This is a genomic window from Haliea sp. (assembly GCF_040221975.1).
Lineage (GTDB): Bacteria > Pseudomonadota > Gammaproteobacteria > Pseudomonadales > Halieaceae > Haliea.
Genome location: NZ_JAVJWR010000017.1, coordinates 150,305 through 170,151 on the forward strand (window position 1 = coordinate 150,305; position 19,847 = coordinate 170,151).

A 19,847-nucleotide genomic window follows, 5' to 3' on the forward strand; every position below is an offset into this window, starting at 1 on the left:
GGCGCGCGCCCCCTCAGGGCAGCGCCGAACAGGACAGGCAGCGCATGTACAAGTGCGCTGGATCGTTCATCTCGGCGAGGCTACGGGCGACGCTGGCCAGCGGCCGCACCAGGCCCTGCAAACCCGCACTCAACCCCGGCCACGGGGAAGCGGCGGCTCCGACCCGGGACGCGAGCTGCTGTAGCAGCATCTCCCGCGGGGACAGCGGCTCCTGCACATACTCGACCTGGTAGCGCTCGCCAAGGCCACCGAGGGTCGCGGCAGCGGCGATGGCATCGCGCAGGGAGCCCAGCTCATCCACCAGCCCCAGGCGCCGGGCATCGGACGCGCTCCAGACCCGGCCCTCTGCCGCCTTGACAACCTGCTCGCGCTCCAGCTCGCGCCCCGCGACGACAATATCCAGGAAGCCCTCGTAGGTGAAGTTCACCGTGCTGGCCAGTGATGCCGCCACCTGTGGATTGAGGGGGCGGTCGAAGCGCAGGGAACCGGCAAGACTGGTGGTACCGACGCCGTCTGTATAAATACCTGCGCGGTCCAGCAGCTGTTCAAAGGTGGGAAACGCCATGAATACGCCGATACTGCCGGTCAGGGTCGCCGGGGTCGCCCAGATCTGGTCCGCCTCTGCGGCGATATAGTAACCGCCAGAAGCCGCCAGCGAGCCCATCGAGACCACCACCGGAATGCCCTGCGCCCGCACTCGGGCGAGCGCATGGCGAATCCGCTCGGAGGCGAGCACACTGCCGCCGCCGGTGTTCACCCGCAATACGATCGCCTTGACTCCCTCCTGCTCCGATGTCTGGCGCAGCAGGCGCGACAACGAGTCACCGCCGATAGCCCCCGGCGGCTGATCTCCGGACATGATATTGCCCTCGGCTGTTACCACCGCCACCCGGTCGCCGCTAACCTGGGTGAAGCTCGACGGGCGGGTGCGGGCAATGTAACCCTCGAAGAATACGGCCTCATAGAAGCCCCCCTCGTCTTCGGCTCCGACCAACTGGATCAGGTAATCGTTGGCATCGGGGCGCGCCAGCAGCCTGTCGACCAGGCCCTGCTCGAGGGCCAGCCGGGCACTGTCACCGGCCGCCGCCGCCAGCAGCACATGATAGTTGTCGACATAGGCGTCCACTGCACCCGGGGACAGTTGCCGCCGCTCCTCCACCAGGGCGGTATAGCGGCCCCACAAGTCCGCCAGCCAGCGCGCGGTGATAGCCTTCTCTTCCGCGGACATATCGTCACGGAGGAACGGCTCGGCCATGGACTTCTGTTTGCCGGCATGGAACACATGCATCGAGATCAGGGCCTTTTCCAGCGCCTCGCGGAAATGATTGCGATAGCTGGCAAAGCCCTCCAGCGGCACCGCGCCCATCGGGCTGAGGATGATTTCATCGGCCTGGCTGGCCAGCAGGTACTGATCCTGGGTGAAGTAGTCGCCCACCGCTACTACCGGCTTGCCGCTGGCCTTGAAGGCGGTGATGGCTTCGGCGATCTCCATATTCTTGCTGATCCCGGACGACACCAGGTAATCCAGCTCCATGACCAGGGCGGTGATCATCGGGTCTTTGGCCGCATGGTGGATGGCATCCAGCACATCCCGCAGTACGATCTCTCGTTCCGTGGGCGCCGGCTCACCCAGCAGGGCCTGCAGCGGGTTGGTACGCGACTTCTCCTCCACCACGGTGCCGCCGAGATTCAACAGCAGCGCCGCTTTCTCTGGCAGCGGCTGCTGGCCACCACTGAAATAGAGAACGTAGATCAGCACCAGGAAGACCAGGAACAGGATGTTCGACAGGGCCAGGCGGAACCAGGTGAGGCCGGCCCAGAACCGGGAAAAAATGCGTCGCAGCAGGGAGGGCTTGCTCATTCGGGGGACTCCGATTCATTGGCGGTTACAGGGGATTGCAGCTCGCGAGCACGCCAGCGCACGTAGAACATGGCGCTGCAAAACAGGGTGACGACAGCCACCATGCCCAGCCACGGCAGCACCGCCTGTGGCGTAGCGAACAAGCGCTCCACCAGGGTAATGAAATACAGCAAAGACACGAAACACAGCCAGATGAAGCTGCGCAAGCGATCCCGCGACATGCCCGGCAGGAACAGCAGCAGGGGCAGCAACTTGCCCAGCCAGATGATCCAGGGCGGCTGGAACTGGAACAAGTCCGCCACTTGCTGGAACAGCAACAGGCCCCAGCTGAGCCAGGTCAGCCACCAGGTCCAGAGGCTTGCGCCGCGGCGCGCGCGCACCGTCATGACAAGGCTCCCAGGCCCAGTGCCAGCCTGCCGACGCGTTTGCCCAAAGCCCGACACAGGGCGGCCTCCGCCGTATCCAGGGCGCGGCTGTTGTCTGCTCCGGCCCAGTGCGAGGCGCCGTAGGGAGTGCCGCCGCTGGTACTGCTCATCAATCCGGGCTCGCTGTAGGGCAGGCCGACCAGCACCATGCCGTGGTGCAGCAGGGGCAGCATCATGCTCAGCAGGGTAGATTCCTGGCCGCCATGGAGACTCGATGTGGAGGTGAATACCCCGGCCGGCTTGTCAATGAGAGCGCCGCCAAGCCAGAGCGCAGAGCTCTGGTCGAGGAAATATTTGAGCGGCGAGGCCATGTTGCCAAAGCGGGTGGGACTGCCGAGGACCAGGCCCGCACAGTCACGCAGGTCGTCGAGCTCGCAGTAAAGTGGCCCGTCGTCGGGAATCTCATCCTCGGTCTGTTCGCAGGTCGCGGAGATGGCAGGGACAGTGCGCAGCCGGGCGCTGATCCCGGCCACACTTTCTACGCCGCGGGCCACCTGCGCAGCCATGGCCGCGGTGGCGCCGTGGCGGCTGTAGTACAGCACCAGAACATGGGGATCGGCCATCAGCCCAGCAGCGCCAGTACGTTCTCCGGCGGCCGCCCCAGTACCGCCCGCTCACCGCGCACGACGATGGGACGCTCGATCAGCTTCGGGTGCGCAGACATGGCCCTGAGCAGATCGGCCTCGGAGCTGCCAGTATCAAGGCCCAGCGCCTTGTACTCGGCCTCGCCGCGGCGCACCAGTTCCGTGGCACTGATATCGAGTTTTGCCAGCAGGCGCTTGAGGGCCGCCTGCGAGGGCGGGTGTTCAAGGTACAGCACGATTTCGGGCTCAATGCCGTGTTCCTGCAACAGCGCCAGGGTAGCGCGGGACTTGGAACAGCGCGGATTGTGGTAGATCTGGTATTCGCTCACGACGGACTCCGGGGCCAAAGGGCCGCCATTATAGCAAAAGGGCTGCCGGTGGAACCGCCGGCAAATCATGGCATACTTGCCGCCGTCGACAATCCACATCGAGACCCGCGGAGCCCCCCAACGTGAGAATTACCTGCCTTGCCCTGCTGACGCTGCTGCTCACCGGCTGCCAGCCACCCGCAGCACCGGCCGACAACGCTTCCCTGCTCGAGAGCCTGCGCGGCCAGTGGGTAGTCATCAACTACTGGGCAAAATGGTGCAAGCCCTGTATCGAGGAAATACCGGAGCTGAATGCACTGGATCAAAAGCACGCCGACATCACGGTGCTGGGGGTCAACTATGACGGCGCCACCGGGGAGGACCTGGCCGGACAGGTCCGGGACCTGAAGGTCGCCTTCCCCACCCTCGAGCAGGATCCGGCGGAGCTGCTGGGGCAGCCCCGACCCTCGGTGCTGCCCACCACCTTCATCATCAATCCCGCGGGGGAGCTGGTGCACTCCCTGGTGGGGCCACAGACGCTGGAATCACTGCTGGCTGCCACCAGCGGCGGCCAGCAATAGACTGGGCCGATTACAGGCTCTGGTAATAGTCCATCAGGATCCGCGCCACTTCCGGTCGGGAAAATTCCGGCGGCGGCGCGATACCGTTGCCCAGCATTTCCCGCACCTTGGTCCCGGAAAGCAGCACGAAATCCTCGGGGCCGTGGTCCGGCGCATCGCGCATCATGACGACCCGGTCCAGCTTCTTGCTGTAGGCGGTGTGGTCGGCGCGGTAGATCTGCAGCTCCAGGGCGCCGGCCGGCACTTCTTCATCAAAAATGGCCTGGGCGTCAAAGCCGCCATAGTAGTCGCCGACACCGGCGTGGTCGCGGCCAACGATCAGGTGTGAGCAGCCGCAGTTCTGGCGGAACACCGCGTGCAGCACCGCTTCCCGCGGACCTGCATAGAGCATGTCGAAACCGTAGCCGGTGACCATGACCGTGTTCGGCGGAAAGTAGACTTCCACCATCTTGCGGATGGAGGCATCGCGCACATCGGCGGGAATGTCACCCGGCTTCAGCTTGCCCAGCAGCATGTGGATCAGGATACCGTCCGCGTGCAGGTCTTCCATCGCCATCCGGCACAGTTCCTCGTGGGCCCGGTGCATGGGGTTGCGGGTCTGGAAGGCGACCACGGTGTTCCAGCCGCGACTGGCGATCTCCTCGCGGATCTGCACCGCCGTGCGGAAGGTGTCCGGGAACTCCTCCGGGAAGTAGGAGAAATTGAGCACCTCGATGGGACCCGACAGCAGGGTGCGGCCCAGGCTCTTGAATGTGGCGACCCCGGGATGTTCCGGATCCAGGGTGCGGAACACTTTCTCGGAAATAAACCCGATCTGCTCCTCGCTCACGGTCTCGACCGCTTCCACGTCCATGATCGCCAGCACCGGATTGCCCTCGACGTTGGGGTCGCGCAGGGCGATGCGGCTGCCCGCGGCGATGTCGGCAGACTCGGTCAGGTTGACGATCGGCACCGGCCAGAACAGGCCGTCGACGGTCTGCAACTTGTCGGCAACGCTCAGGGTATCGGCCAGGTTCATGTAGCCGTTGAGCGGGTTGAAGTAGCCGGCGCCCAGCATCACCGCGTTGGCGGCGGCGGCGGAATTGAGCAGGAGGGACGGCAGCTGCTGCGCCTCCTGCAGCAGGGCGGCGCGACGGGCGTCGTCGGCAACATGGAGGGGATGCAGCTCAGCAGAGCCGTGGGGCTTGATCATGATGGTCTCCGTGTGTTGTCTGTGGCTCAGGCCTTGATGATGCCGCGCTCGCGCAGCAGGGCCAGAATCTGTTCCACCTCTTCGTCCAGGGTCTGCTGGTCGGAGTGGAGGTGAATTTCGGGTTTGAACGGCGCCTCGTAGGGATCGTCGATGCCGGTGAAGTTCTTGATCTCGCCGGCCCGGGCTTTCTTGTACAAGCCCTTGGGATCCCGGGCTTCCGCCGCTTCCAGGGGGCAGTCGACGAAGACCTCGATGAAGTCCATGCCGGCTGACTCGTGCAGTTCACGCACCTGGTTGCGATCGCTGGCGTAGGGGCTGATAAAGCTGCTCAGGGCGATAACGCCGGTGTCGACGAACAGCTTGGCGATCTCGCCGATGCGACGGATATTCTCGGTGCGGTCCTCGGCGCTGAAGCCCAGGTTGCGGTTGATACCCAGGCGCACGTTATCCCCGTCCAGACGGTAGGCCAGCACCCCCAGCTCATTGAGCCGACCCTCCAGCTCTACCGCCACCGTGCTCTTGCCGCTGCCGGAAAGGCCGGTAAACCACAGGGTCGCGCCCTTGTGGCCCAGCAGGCGCTGGCGGTGCTCACGGGTAATGTCCCCTTCGTGCCAGTGGACGTTGGTTGCTTTCTGATCTGCCATAACTGTGCTCTCATGCTCCATGTATTGACGTAACAAAGGCCTCGCGGTAGCCGCGGAACTGTTCCTGCAGCCCCGCCTCGGTGAAGCCGAACTGCTCCAGGGTGTAGGCGTGCGCGGGCCGCAGCTCGCGACGGTTGAAATCCTGCCAGCGAGCCATCTCGGTACTGGCCTCGGGGGTCAGGTCCATGCCGAGGAAGTCGTAAATCCTGGCGATTTCCACCAGCGGCTGGCTGACCGTGTCCTTGAACCAGAGGTCCAGGAACCGCTCCTCACCCACCTGCCGGCGCACATCCAGGGTGTGCTGCATGCCGTTGGCAAACTTGCGCGCCCACTGCTTCCCTACTGCCACCGGATCGGCTGAATCCGAGTACACTTTCCAGACATTGGCAATCATGCTGGCCAGAGAGGGAATGGTCTCGACGGGATCGCGGTGGGATTGTACTACACGCGCGTCGGGAAATACCTTGAATACCAGGTCCATGTAGTGCAGGTGATGCGGCGCCTTGAGCGCCCAGCGCTCACCCTGCTGGCCACTGCGCTTCTTCTGCCACTGCAGGAACTGCAGCAACAGTTTCAGGTACTCGTAGGCGATCGTATGGTCCTGAGCCTCGATCCAGGCGTCAAAGCTGGGTACATTGGCCAGCGCCTGGATGTTGAAGCTGTAGAAGGACTGCTCCAGCAGCATGATGTCCTCGTCCGGCTCCATCGCATCCAGCGGATGTATTGCCAGCAGGTCCGGGCTGGCGTCGATCATCATCTTCACTTCAGCCCTGGCGTCAGCGATGCGGCGGTCACCGGCGGCGGTAAAATCCCAGTCCAGGTCCGGGCAGGGGTAGCGCACTTCGTACCACAGCGGCGCGTACATGCGGGGATCCGCGGCGATGGTGCGGTGCAGCATGGTGGTCCCGGTGCGCGGCAGGCCCACAATCACCAGCGGCGCGACGATCTCCTCGTCGCGAATCTCCGGGTGCCGGCGCAACCACTCCTGCACCCGCAGACGGGTACTGAGGATGTCCAGCATGCGCTGGTACATGGCGGGGCGACCGATGGCATTGAGATCGGCCTCGTGCTCCAGCGACCACAATAACCGCTCCAGTGGCTCGCGATAGCTGTCGTCGCCAAAATCCTGCAGCCCATCCACGGCCCTGGCGGCGGCAACCAGCGTATCGGCATCCAGGCGAATATCAGTCACGGCGGGCAGCTCCTTCGGCAATCAGTTCATCCAGTGCGACCACCTGTGTGTGCACCGGCGGGAAGTCGGTGGCCTCGACATAGCGCAGAAGCATGGCGCCGCAGTCGTGGCCAGCGGTGCTCAGCCAGTTGCGAAAAGCCGCCCCGGGGGCCCTCGCGGCCACCACGATCCGTACCCGGCCGTCGGCGTCCAGCTGCGCGCTGCTGCGATTCAGGTGGATGCGGTGGTAGCGGTAGTCCAGGGATTCCATCCAGAAGTTCGACAGCTGGAAATTCCAGGTGCGGCAATTCTCTGGCGGCGTGAAATCGATGACCAGCGCCTCGTCCGGCGCCAGCTGCCAGTAGCTGTTGTGGTAGTAGATTGCCGGGTCGCCGCCGGCGCGCAGGCACATCTGCTGGTCATTCGGCGGCAGCTGGTTGATGTGGGACGCAAAGCCCAGCATCCACTGCCGGAACAGGCCGGCAGTGCCGTTGATAAAGGGTACCACCTTGCCCAGCTGGGCCGCGAACTGCGCCGGGTCCAGCACCGCTTCAGCGTGCGGGTCCAGACATTCGATCCGCAGTTCGACCTTGCGCTCGCGGCGCCGATCGCGGAATGTCTGCCGCACCAGAATGTTGTCGGACTCCGGGGTCATGGGCAGCCAGTTGCCCGGCTGCGGCGCGGCACTGACCAGCAGCTCGAACTCCCCTCCCGGACCCAGCTCCAGGTCATCCAGAGTCACGTGCCCGGTGGGTGCCATGTCGCCCTGTCCGGCAAAGGAGCCGGCCTTGGTCTCGATGCTCAGGTACTCGGCCTGCCCTGCATTGCCGGTAATCCGGTAGCGGCAGCGGCCGTCGATGGCGCAGTTCTGGTAATAGTTGTCCGGGTTGTCGTTGCCGATCTTGGCGGTTTCATGCGACAGGGAGTAGAACTGGGGGTAGAAAGGGTCACTGAATTCCAGGTGCTTCTCCAGACTGAGCCGCAGCAACCGGGTGAGATAGCGAAAGCCTTCGGCGCGACTGAGATCATCAGCGGGCGCACCCGCGGCAAGGATCTCGGCGCCGGCGCTTTTCAGGGATTCACAGAAGTCCAGCCAAAGCTGACCGCTGCGCAGGGATTCCAGGTTCGGTTCAGACATCGTTCTTATACTCTCCGTCGGTAAAACAGGACACGATCGTCGGCGCCAGTGTGACAAGCGCAGCTCCAGTACGCATCACCCGTCAGGGTGACTTGCTTCCAGTGCCCGCTGCTGGCCCCCTCTGCAAGTACTTTCTACAGGTAAAAGTCCAGCAGCGACAACAGCAACATGACGCCGACCAGGGGCACCAGCCAGCGTCGCATCCGCGCCATTCGTTCCGGGTCCGCGGGCCGGGCATACCGCTCGCCGAGGAACACCATCAGGGCAACGCTCCCGAAGACAAACAGCAACAGCATTAGCAGATTGTTCACGCAGCCTCCCGCTGGCGGGCGCCGGCAGCCGGCGCGGTGACCTACCGGCCCGGCTTCAGCAGCTGCGGCGACAGCGCAGCCACCATGTTGCGCACGCCCTCGCGCCAGTCTACCCGGGTGGGGCCGACAAGAGCATGCATGCGGGTGGTATCGATCGCCAGGCTGCCAAAGGCCTGTGTATTGTCACGAAACTCCGGCACCAGGCCAGTGAGTTCCTGCAACCAGCTACACCAGTCCTCGATACTGACCGCCTCGGAGCCGCCGAAGTTCACGGTGGTCGTCTCGGTGCTGGCCGCCGCCAGCAGCAGCGGCAACTTTTCGATGTAGTCGTCCGTATGCAGCAGGTTGTAGCGGTTGGGCCGGTCCGGGTGGACATCGATCGGCATGCCCTGCTCCATCATCAGCAGGTGATACCAGGGCCAGCCGCCATTGTTGCCGTAGGGCACACTCAGGCGGGCGATAGTCGCCGGAATACCGAACTGCCTGGCAGTAAATCGGCACACAGTCTCGGCGGCGATCTTGCTGATGCTGTAGGTGGGGAACATGACCCGGTGATTGTCTCCCAGTGGCGCATCCTCCGCCCGCGGCTCCTGGCCCGCGTACTGGTACACCGCGGTCGATGACAGGTGCAGGAAAGCCTTCACATCGCGGCAGTGCAACATAAGCCGGCCCAGGCCCTCGGCATTGGCGGCAAGGTCGTAGTCGAAGCTGTCGGTCTTGACCACCGCGAAATTCAGCACGTAGTCGAAATCTGCAGGCAACCCCGCCAGCGCGTCAGGGTCGGCGAGATCCGCCTGCAGGCAGCGCACCCCCCGGGCCTCCAGCGCCTCGCGCGCGGCGGGATCACTGAACCGCGCGAGTGCCGTGAGCTCGGCTTGCCCTGCCCAGGCCGCAATGACCGGAGCGGCCACCTGGCCCGTGGGACCGGTAATCAGGACTTTACTGCCCGCAATCGTGACTGGCTTGACTGGCATGGAGCGACTCCGCAGTGAGTGGACGTAGACGCCAGTCTAGCGCAGGATGGCGGCCCCTTGCTCACCCATACGGGGGATCAGTCGTCTTCGCGATCCGGCAGTACCCGATAGATCGCGGAGATCTGGTCGGGGCCGCTGACCGTGCACTTGAGATCATTGATCAGGCCGTCCTTGAGACTGTATACCCAGCCGTGCACGGACAGGGGTTGCCCCCGGCTCCAGGCATTCTGAACAATGGTGGTGTGACAGACGTTGAATACCTGGCTGATAACGTTGAGTTCGCAGAGCAGGTTGACCCGGTCTTCGTCACTCTCCAACGCTGCAATACGGCGCCGATGGCGCTGCTGCACATCCTTGATGTTGCGCAGCCAGTTGTCGATCAGGCCGTTGTCGTGATTTTCATAGGCCGCGCGCACGCCGCCACAGTTGTAGTGCCCAACGACCAGTACATGCTTGATTTTGAGTACATCCACCGCATACTGCAGTACCGTCAGGCAGTTGAAGTCCGTGTGCACCACCATGTTCGCCACGTTGCGGTGCACGAAAACCTCGCCCGGCAGCAGCCCGACGATCTGGTTGGCCGGGACGCGACTGTCGGAGCAGCCGATCCAGAGGTACTCCGGAGCCTGCTGGTTGGCCAGTTTTTCGAAGAAGTCCGGATCACTGGTTTTAACACTCTGCGCCCAGGCGCGATTGTTGGCGAAGAGTTCATCGATACTTCTCAAGAGTGCTCTGGCTCCGGCTGTTAAATCATCAGGGTGGACAGGCGGCCGAGCTTGAGCTGGTTGCCATTGCTCGCGACCGCGCCCTGTACCGCCTTGGTACCCACTGATTGCATCTGCTTCGCCAGCTGAGCCATATCTACCGCGGGGTACTGGTGCGGCTCCCAGGTCACCAGTCCGAGACTCAGGGTGACCTGCATCACCGCGCCGCGGCCGTCGTCAATGGAAAAACCTTCGATGTCCCTGCGGATACGCTCCGCGACATCGCTTGCGGGCGCTTCACCGGTTCCCGTCAGCAAAGCGGCGAGCCGGGAATCCGACAGGCGGGCCAGATGGTCTGTTGCCCGCAGGCCGGACGACACCCGCTCGGTCACTTTCTTTAACACGAAGCGACCGGTAATCTCGCCATAGTGCTCGTACAGCTCTTCGAATTCGTCGATTTCCAGCATCAGCACCGACAAAGGCTCATCGGCGCGCCTCGCGCGGGCGATTTCCCGGGCGATATCTTTCTCGAAGCCACGCAGGTTGCTGATCTGGGTGAGCGGATCCAGCATGGTGAGACGGGAAATCTGCTGCCGGCTGACCGCGTTCTTGAAACTGATGGAGACAACCGTGGCAAGATGCGCAATCAGGCGCTCGTCGTGTTCCGTCGTCTCCATGGGCGTCTCGGTAAACCCGCAGTGATAACTGCCCATCAGGCGCCCTGAGTCCAGCAACGGCACCAGCAGGGCGTGCTGGATTCCCTGGTCGGCTTTCAGCACCTCGAACATGCGGGAGTCCGTGGCGTCGAGCAGCATGCTCTGCGGCTCCAGATCATAAAGCTCCTGCATTTCAAACACGTCATGGTGCAGTTGCAGGTACTGACCGTAGCGATGCCCCGAGGTAATGAGTCCCGCGAGCACATGCTCCGGGTCGTACAGCCAGAGCTCGGCAACCCGAAAGCCGAAGTGGCGCGGCATGCTGACCAGCAGGACTTCCAGCAACGCCTGCAGGTCCGCGGCTTCGAGCAGCATGCACTGCATCTGCCGCGCCTGCTGCAATAGCCAGCGGTTGAGTTCGACCTTTTCCGACAGGCGCTCCTCGCGGATTTCGTCGGCGCTCTGCAGTGCCGGAGCCGCCTCGATTTCTTCTTGAGGCAGCTGTCCGTAAAAAAGCTCGTCAGCCATGCAGTGATCTCGCTCTTTGACCGGGCCGAATGCCCGATGCCGGGAATATAATTATTGGCTCACTAGTGTAAGCCGCCTATACTACGCTTTGCAAACCTGCGCGTTGTTGCATAAACACATTCATGTAGTGTGGGTTTGACCAACCTGGGGGTGGCTTCGGCCTGAGATACCGCGTGCGGTAAACCCTTTGAACCTGATCCGGTTAGGACCGGCGTAGGGATAGGTGCACGTCTCCTTTTCCGTTTCGCACATCCAACCGGTTCTCTTGCCAATTGTCGAGGAGAACCTGATGAAACATTCCACCAGCCTGCTGCTGCCCGCCCTGCTGCTGGCCGCCGCCGGCCATGCCCACAGCACCGAACTCACCGAAATCCTGGTGACCGCTGAATTGCGCGAAACCCGGCTGCTGGAGCAGCCCGGCAGCACCAGTGTGCTGACCGCCGACACCCTGCGCGAGCGGGCCGCCCAGCACCTGGAAGAGGTGCTCAACGTCATACCCAACCTGAACTATGCCAGCGGCGCTTCACGGGCGCGCTTCTTCCAGATCCGCGGCATCGGCGAGCGCAGCCAGTTTCAGGAGCCCCTGAACCCCTCCATAGGCCTGCTGCTGGACGGCGTCGATTTCAGCGGCCTGGGGGCTGTCGGGACCCTGTTCGATGTCGAGCAGGTCGAGGTGCTGCGAGGGCCCCAGGGCACCCTGCACGGCGCCAACGCCCTCGCCGGCCTGATCAACATCCGCAGCGCCGCGCCGCAGTCCACCCCGGCGCTGACCCTGCAGGGCAGCCTCGCCGAGTACGACACCTGGAGCCTGGGAATCGTGGGCACAGGCCCGCTGGTGGACGAGCGCCTGCTGTATCGACTGGCGGTGCAGCAGTACCGCAGCGACGGCCACTACCGCAACGACTTCCTGGGCCGGGACGACACCAATCGGCGCAATGAGACCACGGTGCGCGGGCGCCTGCGCTGGCTGCCGGGAGAGGCCGACACCGTGGACCTGAGCCTGATGGCCGTGGATGTCGACAATGGCTACGACGCCTTCTCCCTGGACAACACCCGCCGCACCCTCTCCGATGAACCCGGACGCGACCGCCAGGAAACCGCCGCGGCAAGCCTGCAATGGACGGCCGAGCGCGAGGCCCTGACGGTCGAGGCCACTCTCAGCGCCGCCGGTACTGACACCGAGTACAGCTTTGACGAGGACTGGAGCTTCGTCGGCATCGCCCCGGAGCTGGAGTACAGTTCCTTCGATCGCTACCTGCGTGACCGGGACAGCAGCAGCGCCCAGCTGCGCCTGCTGTCCAGCGAGCGCTCGCGCCTGTTCGGCGGCCGCGGTGACTGGGCTGTCGGTATCTACCACCTGGCCGACCGGGAAGACCTGCTGCGCCAGTACACCTACCTGGCGTCGGACTTCGCCAGCAGCTATAACACTGACACCAACGCGGTGTTCGGGCAGTTGGACACCGCACTCAGCGATACCCTCACCCTGGTCACCGGCCTGCGCATCGAGCAGCGGCGCACTGACTACCGCGACAGCAACGGTGTCAGTCACCGGCGCAGCCGCGACCTGTGGGGCGCCCGGCTGCTGCTGGAGTACCAGCAGCCGGAGGGCGCCCTGTTTTATGCCGGGGTCTCCCGGGGCTATCGCGGCAACGGTGTCAACGCCGGCATCCTGGCCAGCGTGGAGACCACGACCGATCCGGCCCTGCAGCAGCGCCTTGAGGGGCTGGGGCGCTTTGACGAGGAGACCCTGCTGAACTATGAGGCGGGCTACAAGGCCAGCTACGCCGGTGGCACCCTGCAGACCCGCCTGGCCCTGTTCTACATGGACCGCGACGACCAGCAGGTCAAGGGTTCCCTGGTGTTGCCGCGGGACGACGGCAGCACCGCGTTCATCGACTACACCAACAATGCCGCCCGCGGCACCAACTACGGCCTGGAGCTGGAGCTGGACTGGCTGGCCAGCGAGCGCCTGAGCCTGTACGCCCACCTGGGCCTGCTGGACGCGACCTTTGATCGCTACACCAGCCCCGACGGCACCGACATGGCTGGCCGCGACCAGGCGCACGCGCCCGGCTACCAGGCGGCCCTGGGCGGGCGCTTCGAGCTCGGTCGCCACCTGTACCTGAGGGTTGATCTGGAAGCGCGAGACAGATTCCATTTCTCGGATCGCTACGACCTGCTGTCCGACGCCTATGAACTGGTGCACATGCGCCTGGGCTGGCAAACCGGACAGTGGGAAATTGCCCTCTGGGGGCGCAACCTGGGCGACACCGACTACGCCACTCGCGGCTTCGGTGACTTTGGCAATGATCCGCGCAAGGGCTATGTCACGGAGCCCTACTACCAGTATGGGGAACCGCGCAGCCTTGGCGTCAGCACCAGCTACAGCTTTTGAAACGGGAGCACAGCAGCATGCACATCACCGCAGAACTGAGCCTGTATCCGCTGCAGGAGGACTACATTCCAGTCATCACACGTTTTATTGAGCGGCTGGCGACCGCCGGCGACCTCACCCTGGTCACCAATGCCATGAGCACCCAGATCAGCGGCGAGGCGGAGCAGGTCTTTGCGCTGGTCAGGGAGGCACTGACCGCCAGCCATGCGCAGTTTGGCAAGCAGGTGCTGGTCTGCAAGTTCATCCCCGGTCTGCTGCCGATCCGCGACTGATGGCCACAAGCGATCTGTCCGCCCAGCTGGTCGCAGCCGCCACCAGTCTCTCGGCCTGGGAACTGGTGGCGGTCCTGCTGGGCGTCGCCTACCTGCTGCTGGCAGTACGCGAGAGCATTTGGTGCTGGTATGCGGCTTTTGTCAGTACCGGCATTTTCCTCTGGCTGTTCTGGGAGGTGAACCTGCTGATGGAATCGGCGCTGCAGCTGTATTACCTGGCCATGGCGGTCTACGGCTGGCACCAGTGGCGCCACGGTGGCCGCAGCGACCGGACTGCACCCGCTGCCGCCGCTGCCAGCAATAGCGGCCAGCCGCTGCGCATAGGCACCTGGCGTCTGCGCACACACTTGCTGGCAATTGGCGCCGTGGTTGTCGCCAGCGCCGGCAGCGGCTTGCTGCTGGCGCAGCACACGGATGCGGCCCTGCCCTACCTAGACTCGTTTACCACCTGGGGCAGCATCCTTACTACCTGGATGGTGGCACGCAAGATTCTCGAGAACTGGCTGTACTGGCTGGTGATCGACAGCGCCTCGATCTACCTGTATCTGGAGCGGGGGCTGCTGCTGACCGCAGGGCTGTTCGCGGTCTATCTCATCATCGTTGTTTTCGGGTACCGCAGATGGCTGCAACAGTACCGGCACCAGTCAGCCTGAGGCTGCAACAGGCCCTGGGGCAGTGGCGCCAGTGGCAGCTGACAGCGCCGCTGTCCCAGGCGCCCAGGGTGCTGCAGCCACTGGGGCGCGGCCTCAGCAACCACAGTTTCCTGCTGGCGAGCGGGGAGCGGCGTTTCGTCCTGCGCCTCGACGGCATCAACCCCGCCGCCAACGGCCTCAGCCGCCAACTCGAATGGCGCATCCTGCAGCAGGCCCACGCGGCGGGCATCGCGCCGGCACCGCGCTACTGCAACCCGGAACTGGGCGCCCTGGTTTGCGACTACCTCGCCACCGATGACGCCAATGCGGACGATCCGGCGGCTGTAGCCTGGCTGTTGCAGCGGATCCACCGCCTGCCTGCGGTACATGCCCGGCTGGACCTCGCCGAGCGCTGCCGTCGCAGCGAGCACGGTCTGCGCCAGGGCCAGCCGGACCGCTGGCAAGCCCTGCGCGGCGCGGCCGCCATGATTGCCGCACTGCTGCCGCGGCTGGCGACCAGCGGTGGACCGCTGACGCTGTGCCACAACGACCTGCTGCGGGCCAACCGCCTTGGCCACGACGGCCGCTTGTGGGCGGTGGACTGGGAATATGCGGCCATGGGGCCAATCTGGTTTGACCTGGCCGCGGTTATCGCGGGTGACGAGTGGACCGACGCAGCGGTCGCAGCGCTGCTGCAAGCCTATCTGGGCAGGGCGCCCCTGCCCGGAGAAAAGGAGCGCTTGCTCGGCTTCGAATGCGCCTATCGCTATCTGGAGCTCCTGTGGTACCTGCTCGCCCCGGAGCCACCGCCCGCCGAGTACCTGGCACGCAAGCACACGCTGCTGGAAGCGCGCCTGCAAGCGCTGCCCGGCAGCTGACGGGACTGGCCGCGCGCCAGCCAGGTTCAGTCGCGGAAGTTGCTGAACTGCAACGGCAGACCGACGGGGCTTTCCCTGAGCAGGGCGATAGCCTGCTGCAGGTCGTCGCGCTTCTTTCCGGTGACCCGCACCTGGTCACCCTGGATCTGCGCCTGCACCTTCAGCTTGGCGTCCTTCAGAGTCTTGACGATGGTCTTGCACTGCTGGCTGTCGAGACCATGGCGCAGGGTGATGGACTGTCGCACCTGCTTGCCGCTGGCGCTTGGCTCTCCACACTCCATCGCCTCCGGGTCGATCTCGCATTTGATCAGGGCGCTGCGCAGCATGTCCTCCATCTGTGTCAGCTGGAATTCAGCTTCCGCATGCAGGACGACGGTGCGCTCCTCGCGCTCGAAGCCCGCATCCACACCCTTGAAATCGAATCGGTTGCCGATAATCCGGGCAACCTGGTCAACTGCATTGGTGAGCTGGTGCAGGTCGACTTCCGATACAACGTCAAAAGATGGCATAGTGCATGTCCCCGGTTTACCGCAATGTTCTGGAGCCCCATGGTAATCTGCCCGCGCCGCTTTGCAATCCCCGTCAGCGGCTGAGATAGCTGTGCAGCACTGGCACATTCTCGGCGCCGGGGCTATCGGCGGCCTGTTCGCCAACCTGCTGCAGACAGCGGGCACACCCTGCACCCTGCTGTTGCGGACAGACGACCCCGACCTGGCTGTGGGCACTGCAGCGCTCACCCTGCGCCGGGGCGATCAGCAGCAAACCTGCCGATTCAGCGTCTCCGCCAGCAGCGACAACATCCCGATCAGCCACCTGCTGGTCTGCACCAAGGCCCAGGACATCGTCGCCGCCATCGCCGGTGTCGCCCACCGCCTGGCACCGGGCGCGGTGGTCGTTCTGCTCGCCAATGGCATGGGTTACCAGCAACAGGTGCGCGCGCGCTGGCCACAGCTGGACTGCTTCAGTGGCAGTACCACCGAGGGCGCATTCCGGGAGGGACGCCGCGCCATCTGCCACGCCGGACAGGGCAGCACGCTGATTGGCCAGCCGGGCCGGGTTGCGGCGCCGGACTGGTTCCGGACCTGGCTGGCGCTGCCAGCCCGCTGTGCGTGGAGCGCCGACATCGACACAGTGCTCTGGCGCAAGCTGGCCATCAACTGCGCCATCAATCCTGTCACCGCCCTGCATCGCTGCCGCAATGGCGAGTTGGCGCAGCGGCCGCAACTGGCGGCGCTGGTCGGTGAACTGTGTGCGGAAATCAGCGCGATAGGCATTGCTGCCGGCCAGCAACGGGCGGTAAGCAACCTCCGGCAACAGGTCATGGCGGTGATTGCCGCCACTGCCGACAACCGCTCCTCCATGCTGCAGGATGTGCTGGCTGGCCGCGCAACTGAAATAGACTACCTGACCGGTTACCTCCTGGCCCGGGGCCGGGAGCATGGCGTGCCCGCGCCGCGCAACGCGGCACTGCTGGCAGCGGTGCAGGCAGTACACGCGGACAACCTCGGTGCCTGAAGCACCCGCTCAGCCATCCGCGGCAAACAGCTCCGCCAGCGTCAGGCCAATCAGCTGTTGCCAGTGTGTCGCGGGGGCACTGGCCAGCAACAGCGCCTGGCGATAGCGGCGCCAGGTCGCGCGCTCCCGCTCAAGGCCGAGCACGCACCAGGCCTGCTGGCAGTGCAGGACTATCCGCAGCTGCTCCGGTGCCGGCGGTTGCCGCAGGGTGGCGAGACTGCGGTCCAGGATGCGAGAACGAAAAGGTGGCAGCTCGCCGCTGAACACCAGCCCCGGCTCAACCTGCAGCGCCTGGTCCCTGACCTGACCCAGCAGCCAGGCCGTGTCCCGCCCCTCGGGCAGGGTCGCCCCTGCCTCGATCACGATCTGCGGCTGCGGCACATGGACGCGATAACTGGTGGGCCAGAGCCAGACCAGCAGCGCCGCCAACATCCCGGCAGACACGGCCGCTGCCGCCAGCCACTGGCGGCGACGCCAGTGGCGACCGAAGCCGAACAGCGACCACTGGCCGGGGCGCAGGGGCATGCGGGAGCGTCCCTGATGGCGCAGACTGCCCGGGATCTGCAGCGGCAACTCGTCAGCGGTCTCCTCCCGGAAGGCGGGCCGCGCCTCTTCCGCCAGCGGGCGATAGAGTGTGCGCGGCAGCCCCGAGGCGATTTCGTGCAGGCGCTGGCGTACCTCGTGGGTATTCTGGGGCCGCCGTTCAGGATCCACCGCCAGCAACTCGCACACCAGGTCGGACAGGGCGGCCGGCAGCGGCGTACCATCCGCGAGCGTCGCCGGCAGCGCTGGCGCTTCCCGCAGCAGGGCTGCCGGATCAACAACACCGTTCCTCAGGAAGGGGTGGTGGCCAGCGAGCATGCGGAACAGAAGGCAGCCGAGCGCAAACAGATCCGAGCGCACATCCAGCGGCCTGCCTTGCAGCTGCTCCGGCGACAGACAGGAGAGACTGCCACGGCCACTATCAGGGCTGCCCTGTGCCTGGGCGATGCCAAAATCGGTCAACTTGACCCGGCCGTCTGTCGTTACCAGCACATTGCCAGGCTTGAGATCGCCGTGGACGATACGCTGCTGCCGCGCCAGGGCGATTGCTGCGGCGACATCGCCTGCCACCACCAGAATGCTGGCGAGGGAGAGATCGCAACAGCCCAGTAATTGTTCCAGATCACAGCCGGGCACATACTCCATGATCATGGCCAGGTGGGTATCACCGACAATCACGTCGTAGATCTTGACCACCCGCGGGCTGTCCAGCCCCGCCACCAGCTGCGCTTCCTGCAACACCTGCTTGCTGCGCGCCGGATCAGCCGGCAAGGTGTAGAGTTTCGCCACGATGCGCCGGTCCAGGCGGTCGTCGAAACCGAGGAAAATCGAACCCTGGCCACCGCGCCGGATCAGCCGGAGAATACGATAGGGACCGATCCTGTCCTCGATACTCACACCCGGTCGCCAGTGTCCATGTCATCGGGGCGGTTGCGCAGGCGACCGCGCAGGGCAACCGTGGACACCCGCAGCAGCATTGCCGCCGCCCTGACATCGCCATCGCCGTCGACCAGTGCCTGCTGCAGCTCTGTCTCGGGCACCTGTGCAGCCAGCCGCAGGCCGAGTTCGGGCAGGCGCCGGTAGAGAGCCTGGCGACTCATTCCGGCGCGCCGAGCAGCCGCAGCGACTTCATAGCACTCCTGCTCCAGCAGTGCACGCAGGGCATTGTCTCCGAGTTGCACAGGAACCCGCTCCTCGGTTTGCGCGTACTCCTCGGCCACGGCTGCCGCAGACTGCTGCAACAACAGTGTCGGAGGCTGGATCCCGATGTCACTGTCGAGCACCACCTGGCGAGCGCAATTGGCCAGTTCGCGGACATTGCCCGGCCACGCATGGCGCAGGCAGAGGTGAAACAGCTCTGCCCATTGGGCAATCCGCAACTCATCCGCAGCCGGCTCCGGCAGCAGCGGTGACCGCCCGATCTCGGTACAGGCCCGGTTGATGAAGTGACAGAACAACTCGCCGATATCCTCGGGATGTGCACGCAGAGGCGCCAGCTGCACCTCGGCACTGCCGAGGCGGTGGCGCAGGGCACTGCGGAAGCTGCTGGCCGGTCCGTCCAGGGCTGCATCAGTGGCCGAGATGACCCGCACGTCCACTTTTTCCAGCTGGCCGCCCACCGGTTGTACCTCCCGCTCCTGCAGGACGCGCAGCAATTGCGGCTGGACGTCGTCCGGGGTATCGCCGACCTCATCCAGGAACAGGCTGCCGCCGCCGGCCTGCTGGAAGTAACCACGATTGTTGCGATCGGCACCCGTGAAAGCGCCCCGGACGCTGCCAAACAGGGCGGCGGGCGCAACCCCCGCGGGAATCGCTGCCATGTTGACCGCCACCAGGGGGCCCGACCGGCGTTCGCTGTGGGCGTGCAGGGCACGCGCCACCAGTTCCTTGCCGCTACCGGTTTCACCGCGAATGAGCACGTCGAGACCACTGTCCGCCACCCGGGCAATTTGCTGCCGCAGGGATTGCATGTAGAAGCTGCTGCCACACAGGGCGGCGTCATCCGCCTCCTGCAACGCACTCGTCAATGGCTCCGGGGGCACGGGCTGCTCGCGCAACAGCAGCACCACGCTGTGCGCCAGTTGCAGGGCGATACCGCGGCGCAGGGCAGCGCGGTCCAGGGTTTGTGCCGTGCTGACCCAGGTGCCGTCGATGCGACAGCGACAGGCAGCCGGCAGCGGTTCAAGAGTCACTCCGGCAGCGCTGAAAGACAGGGACAGGGCCTGGCGACTGATATGGGGATCGTCCAGGGGCCGGGCATCGCCCGCGGCAGCGGGGCTGAACAGCGGCTGTTGACGCCCCAGTACCAGCGTCCGGGAACCGGGCTCGGGAACCAGCCAGCGCTCGCCGATCCGGTTCGGGTCGGGATGAAAGACAATGGTCACTACCCGAGCGGTGCGAGCCTGGTTTACCGCCAGCCTGGCAAACACCGAGGGCAGCGTCGCGTCCGTGCGGGAATAATCCGGCATAGGCACACCTGTACTGCTGAGGGCAACCCTACGATTAGGGAAGTCTAGCAGGGGTGTCCCCGGCCTG

General features: G+C 64.9%; 21 protein-coding genes and 1 riboswitch. Of the genes, 6 read left to right on the plus strand and 15 right to left on the minus strand.

All coding sequences use genetic code 11. The features are described from left to right. Positions 1-13 precede the first annotated feature (13 nt). Genes sppA through arsC form a run of 4 tightly spaced genes read right to left on the minus strand, consistent with a single transcriptional unit; the run spans position 14 to position 3,199 of the window. The gene (sppA, locus tag RLO07_RS06955) at positions 14-1,861 is read right to left on the minus strand and encodes a signal peptide peptidase SppA (protein WP_462291414.1); all 1,848 of its coding nucleotides are present in this window, start codon (positions 1,859-1,861) and stop codon (positions 14-16) included. Continuing rightward, a complete protein-coding gene (locus tag RLO07_RS06960) occupies positions 1,858-2,247 on the minus strand; it encodes a DUF2069 domain-containing protein (protein ID WP_462291415.1) in 390 nt (129 codons plus the stop codon). Before RLO07_RS06960 ends, sppA begins: the two co-directional genes overlap by 4 nt. After that, positions 2,244-2,849, minus strand: a complete 606-nt coding sequence (gene wrbA / locus RLO07_RS06965; protein ID WP_462291416.1) for an NAD(P)H:quinone oxidoreductase — start codon at positions 2,847-2,849, stop codon at positions 2,244-2,246. The genes RLO07_RS06960 and wrbA overlap by 4 nt, the downstream gene beginning before the upstream one ends. Next, entirely contained in the window at positions 2,849-3,199 is a 351-nt protein-coding gene (gene arsC, locus RLO07_RS06970) for an arsenate reductase (glutaredoxin) (RefSeq protein WP_462291417.1), read from the minus strand. The genes wrbA and arsC overlap by 1 nt, the downstream gene beginning before the upstream one ends. Positions 3,200-3,321: 122 nt before the next feature. Between arsC and RLO07_RS06975 the strand changes: the two genes are divergently transcribed. Beyond that, on the plus strand, positions 3,322-3,759 hold the full coding sequence (locus RLO07_RS06975; protein WP_462291418.1) for a TlpA family protein disulfide reductase: 438 nt from the start codon (positions 3,322-3,324) through the stop codon (positions 3,757-3,759). Between the two features lie 10 nt (positions 3,760-3,769). Here the strand turns inward: RLO07_RS06975 and sat are convergent, their stop codons facing one another. From sat to RLO07_RS07015, 8 genes are all read right to left on the minus strand, one after another. Continuing rightward, the gene (gene sat / locus RLO07_RS06980; protein ID WP_462291419.1) at positions 3,770-4,951 is read right to left on the minus strand and encodes a sulfate adenylyltransferase; all 1,182 of its coding nucleotides are present in this window, start codon (positions 4,949-4,951) and stop codon (positions 3,770-3,772) included. 26 nt (positions 4,952-4,977) lie between these two features. After that, the gene (gene cysC / locus RLO07_RS06985) at positions 4,978-5,595 is read right to left on the minus strand and encodes an adenylyl-sulfate kinase (protein ID WP_462291420.1); all 618 of its coding nucleotides are present in this window, start codon (positions 5,593-5,595) and stop codon (positions 4,978-4,980) included. Between the two features lie 10 nt (positions 5,596-5,605). Continuing rightward, positions 5,606-6,787 carry a sulfotransferase family protein gene (locus RLO07_RS06990; RefSeq protein ID WP_462291421.1) on the minus strand — a complete coding sequence of 394 codons (1,182 nt, stop codon included), beginning with the start codon at positions 6,785-6,787 and terminating at the stop codon, positions 5,606-5,608. After that, on the minus strand, positions 6,780-7,904 hold the full coding sequence (locus tag RLO07_RS06995; protein ID WP_462291422.1) for a DUF1214 domain-containing protein: 1,125 nt from the start codon (positions 7,902-7,904) through the stop codon (positions 6,780-6,782). Before RLO07_RS06995 ends, RLO07_RS06990 begins: the two co-directional genes overlap by 8 nt. Positions 7,905-8,038: 134 nt before the next feature. Beyond that, positions 8,039-8,215 (minus strand): hypothetical protein, encoded by a 177-nt coding sequence (locus RLO07_RS07000; protein WP_462291423.1) that lies wholly within the window; start codon positions 8,213-8,215, stop codon positions 8,039-8,041. A gap of 41 nt (positions 8,216-8,256) precedes the next feature. Continuing rightward, complete coding sequence (locus RLO07_RS07005) at positions 8,257-9,189, minus strand: NAD-dependent epimerase/dehydratase family protein (RefSeq protein ID WP_462291424.1); 933 nt, start codon at positions 9,187-9,189, stop codon at positions 8,257-8,259. Between the two features lie 77 nt (positions 9,190-9,266). Continuing rightward, complete coding sequence (can, locus tag RLO07_RS07010) at positions 9,267-9,914, minus strand: carbonate dehydratase (protein WP_462291425.1); 648 nt, start codon at positions 9,912-9,914, stop codon at positions 9,267-9,269. Positions 9,915-9,934: 20 nt separating this feature from the next. Further along, complete coding sequence (locus RLO07_RS07015) at positions 9,935-11,077, minus strand: GGDEF domain-containing protein (RefSeq protein ID WP_462291426.1); 1,143 nt, start codon at positions 11,075-11,077, stop codon at positions 9,935-9,937. 136 nt (positions 11,078-11,213) lie between these two features. Further along, a riboswitch (TPP riboswitch) is annotated at positions 11,214-11,315 on the plus strand. Between the two features lie 51 nt (positions 11,316-11,366). Between RLO07_RS07015 and RLO07_RS07020 the strand changes: the two genes are divergently transcribed. Genes RLO07_RS07020 through RLO07_RS07035 form a run of 4 tightly spaced genes read left to right on the plus strand, consistent with a single transcriptional unit; the run spans position 11,367 to position 15,254 of the window. Further along, positions 11,367-13,472: a TonB-dependent receptor gene (locus tag RLO07_RS07020; protein ID WP_462291427.1), complete on the plus strand. Its 2,106-nt coding sequence runs from the start codon at positions 11,367-11,369 to the stop codon at positions 13,470-13,472. A gap of 17 nt (positions 13,473-13,489) precedes the next feature. Further along, complete coding sequence (locus RLO07_RS07025) at positions 13,490-13,744, plus strand: YkoF family thiamine/hydroxymethylpyrimidine-binding protein (protein ID WP_462291428.1); 255 nt, start codon at positions 13,490-13,492, stop codon at positions 13,742-13,744. Next, positions 13,744-14,397, plus strand: coding sequence for a nicotinamide riboside transporter PnuC (pnuC, locus tag RLO07_RS07030; protein WP_462291429.1), 654 nt, complete (start codon positions 13,744-13,746; stop codon positions 14,395-14,397). Before RLO07_RS07025 ends, pnuC begins: the two co-directional genes overlap by 1 nt. Then, on the plus strand, positions 14,364-15,254 hold the full coding sequence (locus tag RLO07_RS07035) for a phosphotransferase (RefSeq protein ID WP_462291430.1): 891 nt from the start codon (positions 14,364-14,366) through the stop codon (positions 15,252-15,254). Before pnuC ends, RLO07_RS07035 begins: the two co-directional genes overlap by 34 nt. A gap of 26 nt (positions 15,255-15,280) precedes the next feature. Here the strand turns inward: RLO07_RS07035 and RLO07_RS07040 are convergent, their stop codons facing one another. Continuing rightward, entirely contained in the window at positions 15,281-15,763 is a 483-nt protein-coding gene (locus RLO07_RS07040) for a YajQ family cyclic di-GMP-binding protein (RefSeq protein ID WP_462291431.1), read from the minus strand. A gap of 91 nt (positions 15,764-15,854) precedes the next feature. Between RLO07_RS07040 and RLO07_RS07045 the strand changes: the two genes are divergently transcribed. After that, on the plus strand, positions 15,855-16,769 hold the full coding sequence (locus tag RLO07_RS07045; RefSeq protein ID WP_462291432.1) for a 2-dehydropantoate 2-reductase: 915 nt from the start codon (positions 15,855-15,857) through the stop codon (positions 16,767-16,769). A 9-nt stretch (positions 16,770-16,778) separates the two neighbouring features. On the opposite strand, the gene RLO07_RS07050 is transcribed toward RLO07_RS07045, so the two are convergent. Continuing rightward, entirely contained in the window at positions 16,779-18,209 is a 1,431-nt protein-coding gene (locus RLO07_RS07050) for a serine/threonine-protein kinase (RefSeq protein ID WP_462291433.1), read from the minus strand. Beyond that, the gene (locus RLO07_RS07055) at positions 18,206-19,780 is read right to left on the minus strand and encodes a sigma 54-interacting transcriptional regulator (protein ID WP_462291434.1); all 1,575 of its coding nucleotides are present in this window, start codon (positions 19,778-19,780) and stop codon (positions 18,206-18,208) included. The genes RLO07_RS07050 and RLO07_RS07055 overlap by 4 nt, the downstream gene beginning before the upstream one ends. Positions 19,781-19,847 lie beyond the last annotated feature (67 nt).

What these genes read in the sequence shown, in the direction of transcription:
- RLO07_RS07005 (WP_462291424.1), bottom strand. Translation starts at nt 9,189, where the DNA reads ATGCCAGTCAAGCCAGTCACGATTGCGGGCAGTAAAGTCCTGATTACC.
- RLO07_RS07025 (WP_462291428.1), top strand. Translation starts at nt 13,490, where the DNA reads ATGCACATCACCGCAGAACTGAGCCTGTATCCGCTGCAGGAGGACTAC.
- RLO07_RS07055 (WP_462291434.1), bottom strand. Translation starts at nt 19,780, where the DNA reads ATGCCGGATTATTCCCGCACGGACGCGACGCTGCCCTCGGTGTTTGCC.
- RLO07_RS07035 (WP_462291430.1), top strand. Translation starts at nt 14,364, where the DNA reads ATGGCTGCAACAGTACCGGCACCAGTCAGCCTGAGGCTGCAACAGGCC.
- sat (WP_462291419.1), bottom strand. Translation starts at nt 4,951, where the DNA reads ATGATCAAGCCCCACGGCTCTGCTGAGCTGCATCCCCTCCATGTTGCC.
- sppA (WP_462291414.1), bottom strand. Translation starts at nt 1,861, where the DNA reads ATGAGCAAGCCCTCCCTGCTGCGACGCATTTTTTCCCGGTTCTGGGCC.
- cysC (WP_462291420.1), bottom strand. Translation starts at nt 5,595, where the DNA reads ATGGCAGATCAGAAAGCAACCAACGTCCACTGGCACGAAGGGGACATT.
- RLO07_RS06995 (WP_462291422.1), bottom strand. Translation starts at nt 7,904, where the DNA reads ATGTCTGAACCGAACCTGGAATCCCTGCGCAGCGGTCAGCTTTGGCTG.
- RLO07_RS06960 (WP_462291415.1), bottom strand. Translation starts at nt 2,247, where the DNA reads ATGACGGTGCGCGCGCGCCGCGGCGCAAGCCTCTGGACCTGGTGGCTG.
- pnuC (WP_462291429.1), top strand. Translation starts at nt 13,744, where the DNA reads ATGGCCACAAGCGATCTGTCCGCCCAGCTGGTCGCAGCCGCCACCAGT.
- RLO07_RS07015 (WP_462291426.1), bottom strand. Translation starts at nt 11,077, where the DNA reads ATGGCTGACGAGCTTTTTTACGGACAGCTGCCTCAAGAAGAAATCGAG.
- RLO07_RS07020 (WP_462291427.1), top strand. Translation starts at nt 11,367, where the DNA reads ATGAAACATTCCACCAGCCTGCTGCTGCCCGCCCTGCTGCTGGCCGCC.
- wrbA (WP_462291416.1), bottom strand. Translation starts at nt 2,849, where the DNA reads ATGGCCGATCCCCATGTTCTGGTGCTGTACTACAGCCGCCACGGCGCC.
- RLO07_RS07040 (WP_462291431.1), bottom strand. Translation starts at nt 15,763, where the DNA reads ATGCCATCTTTTGACGTTGTATCGGAAGTCGACCTGCACCAGCTCACC.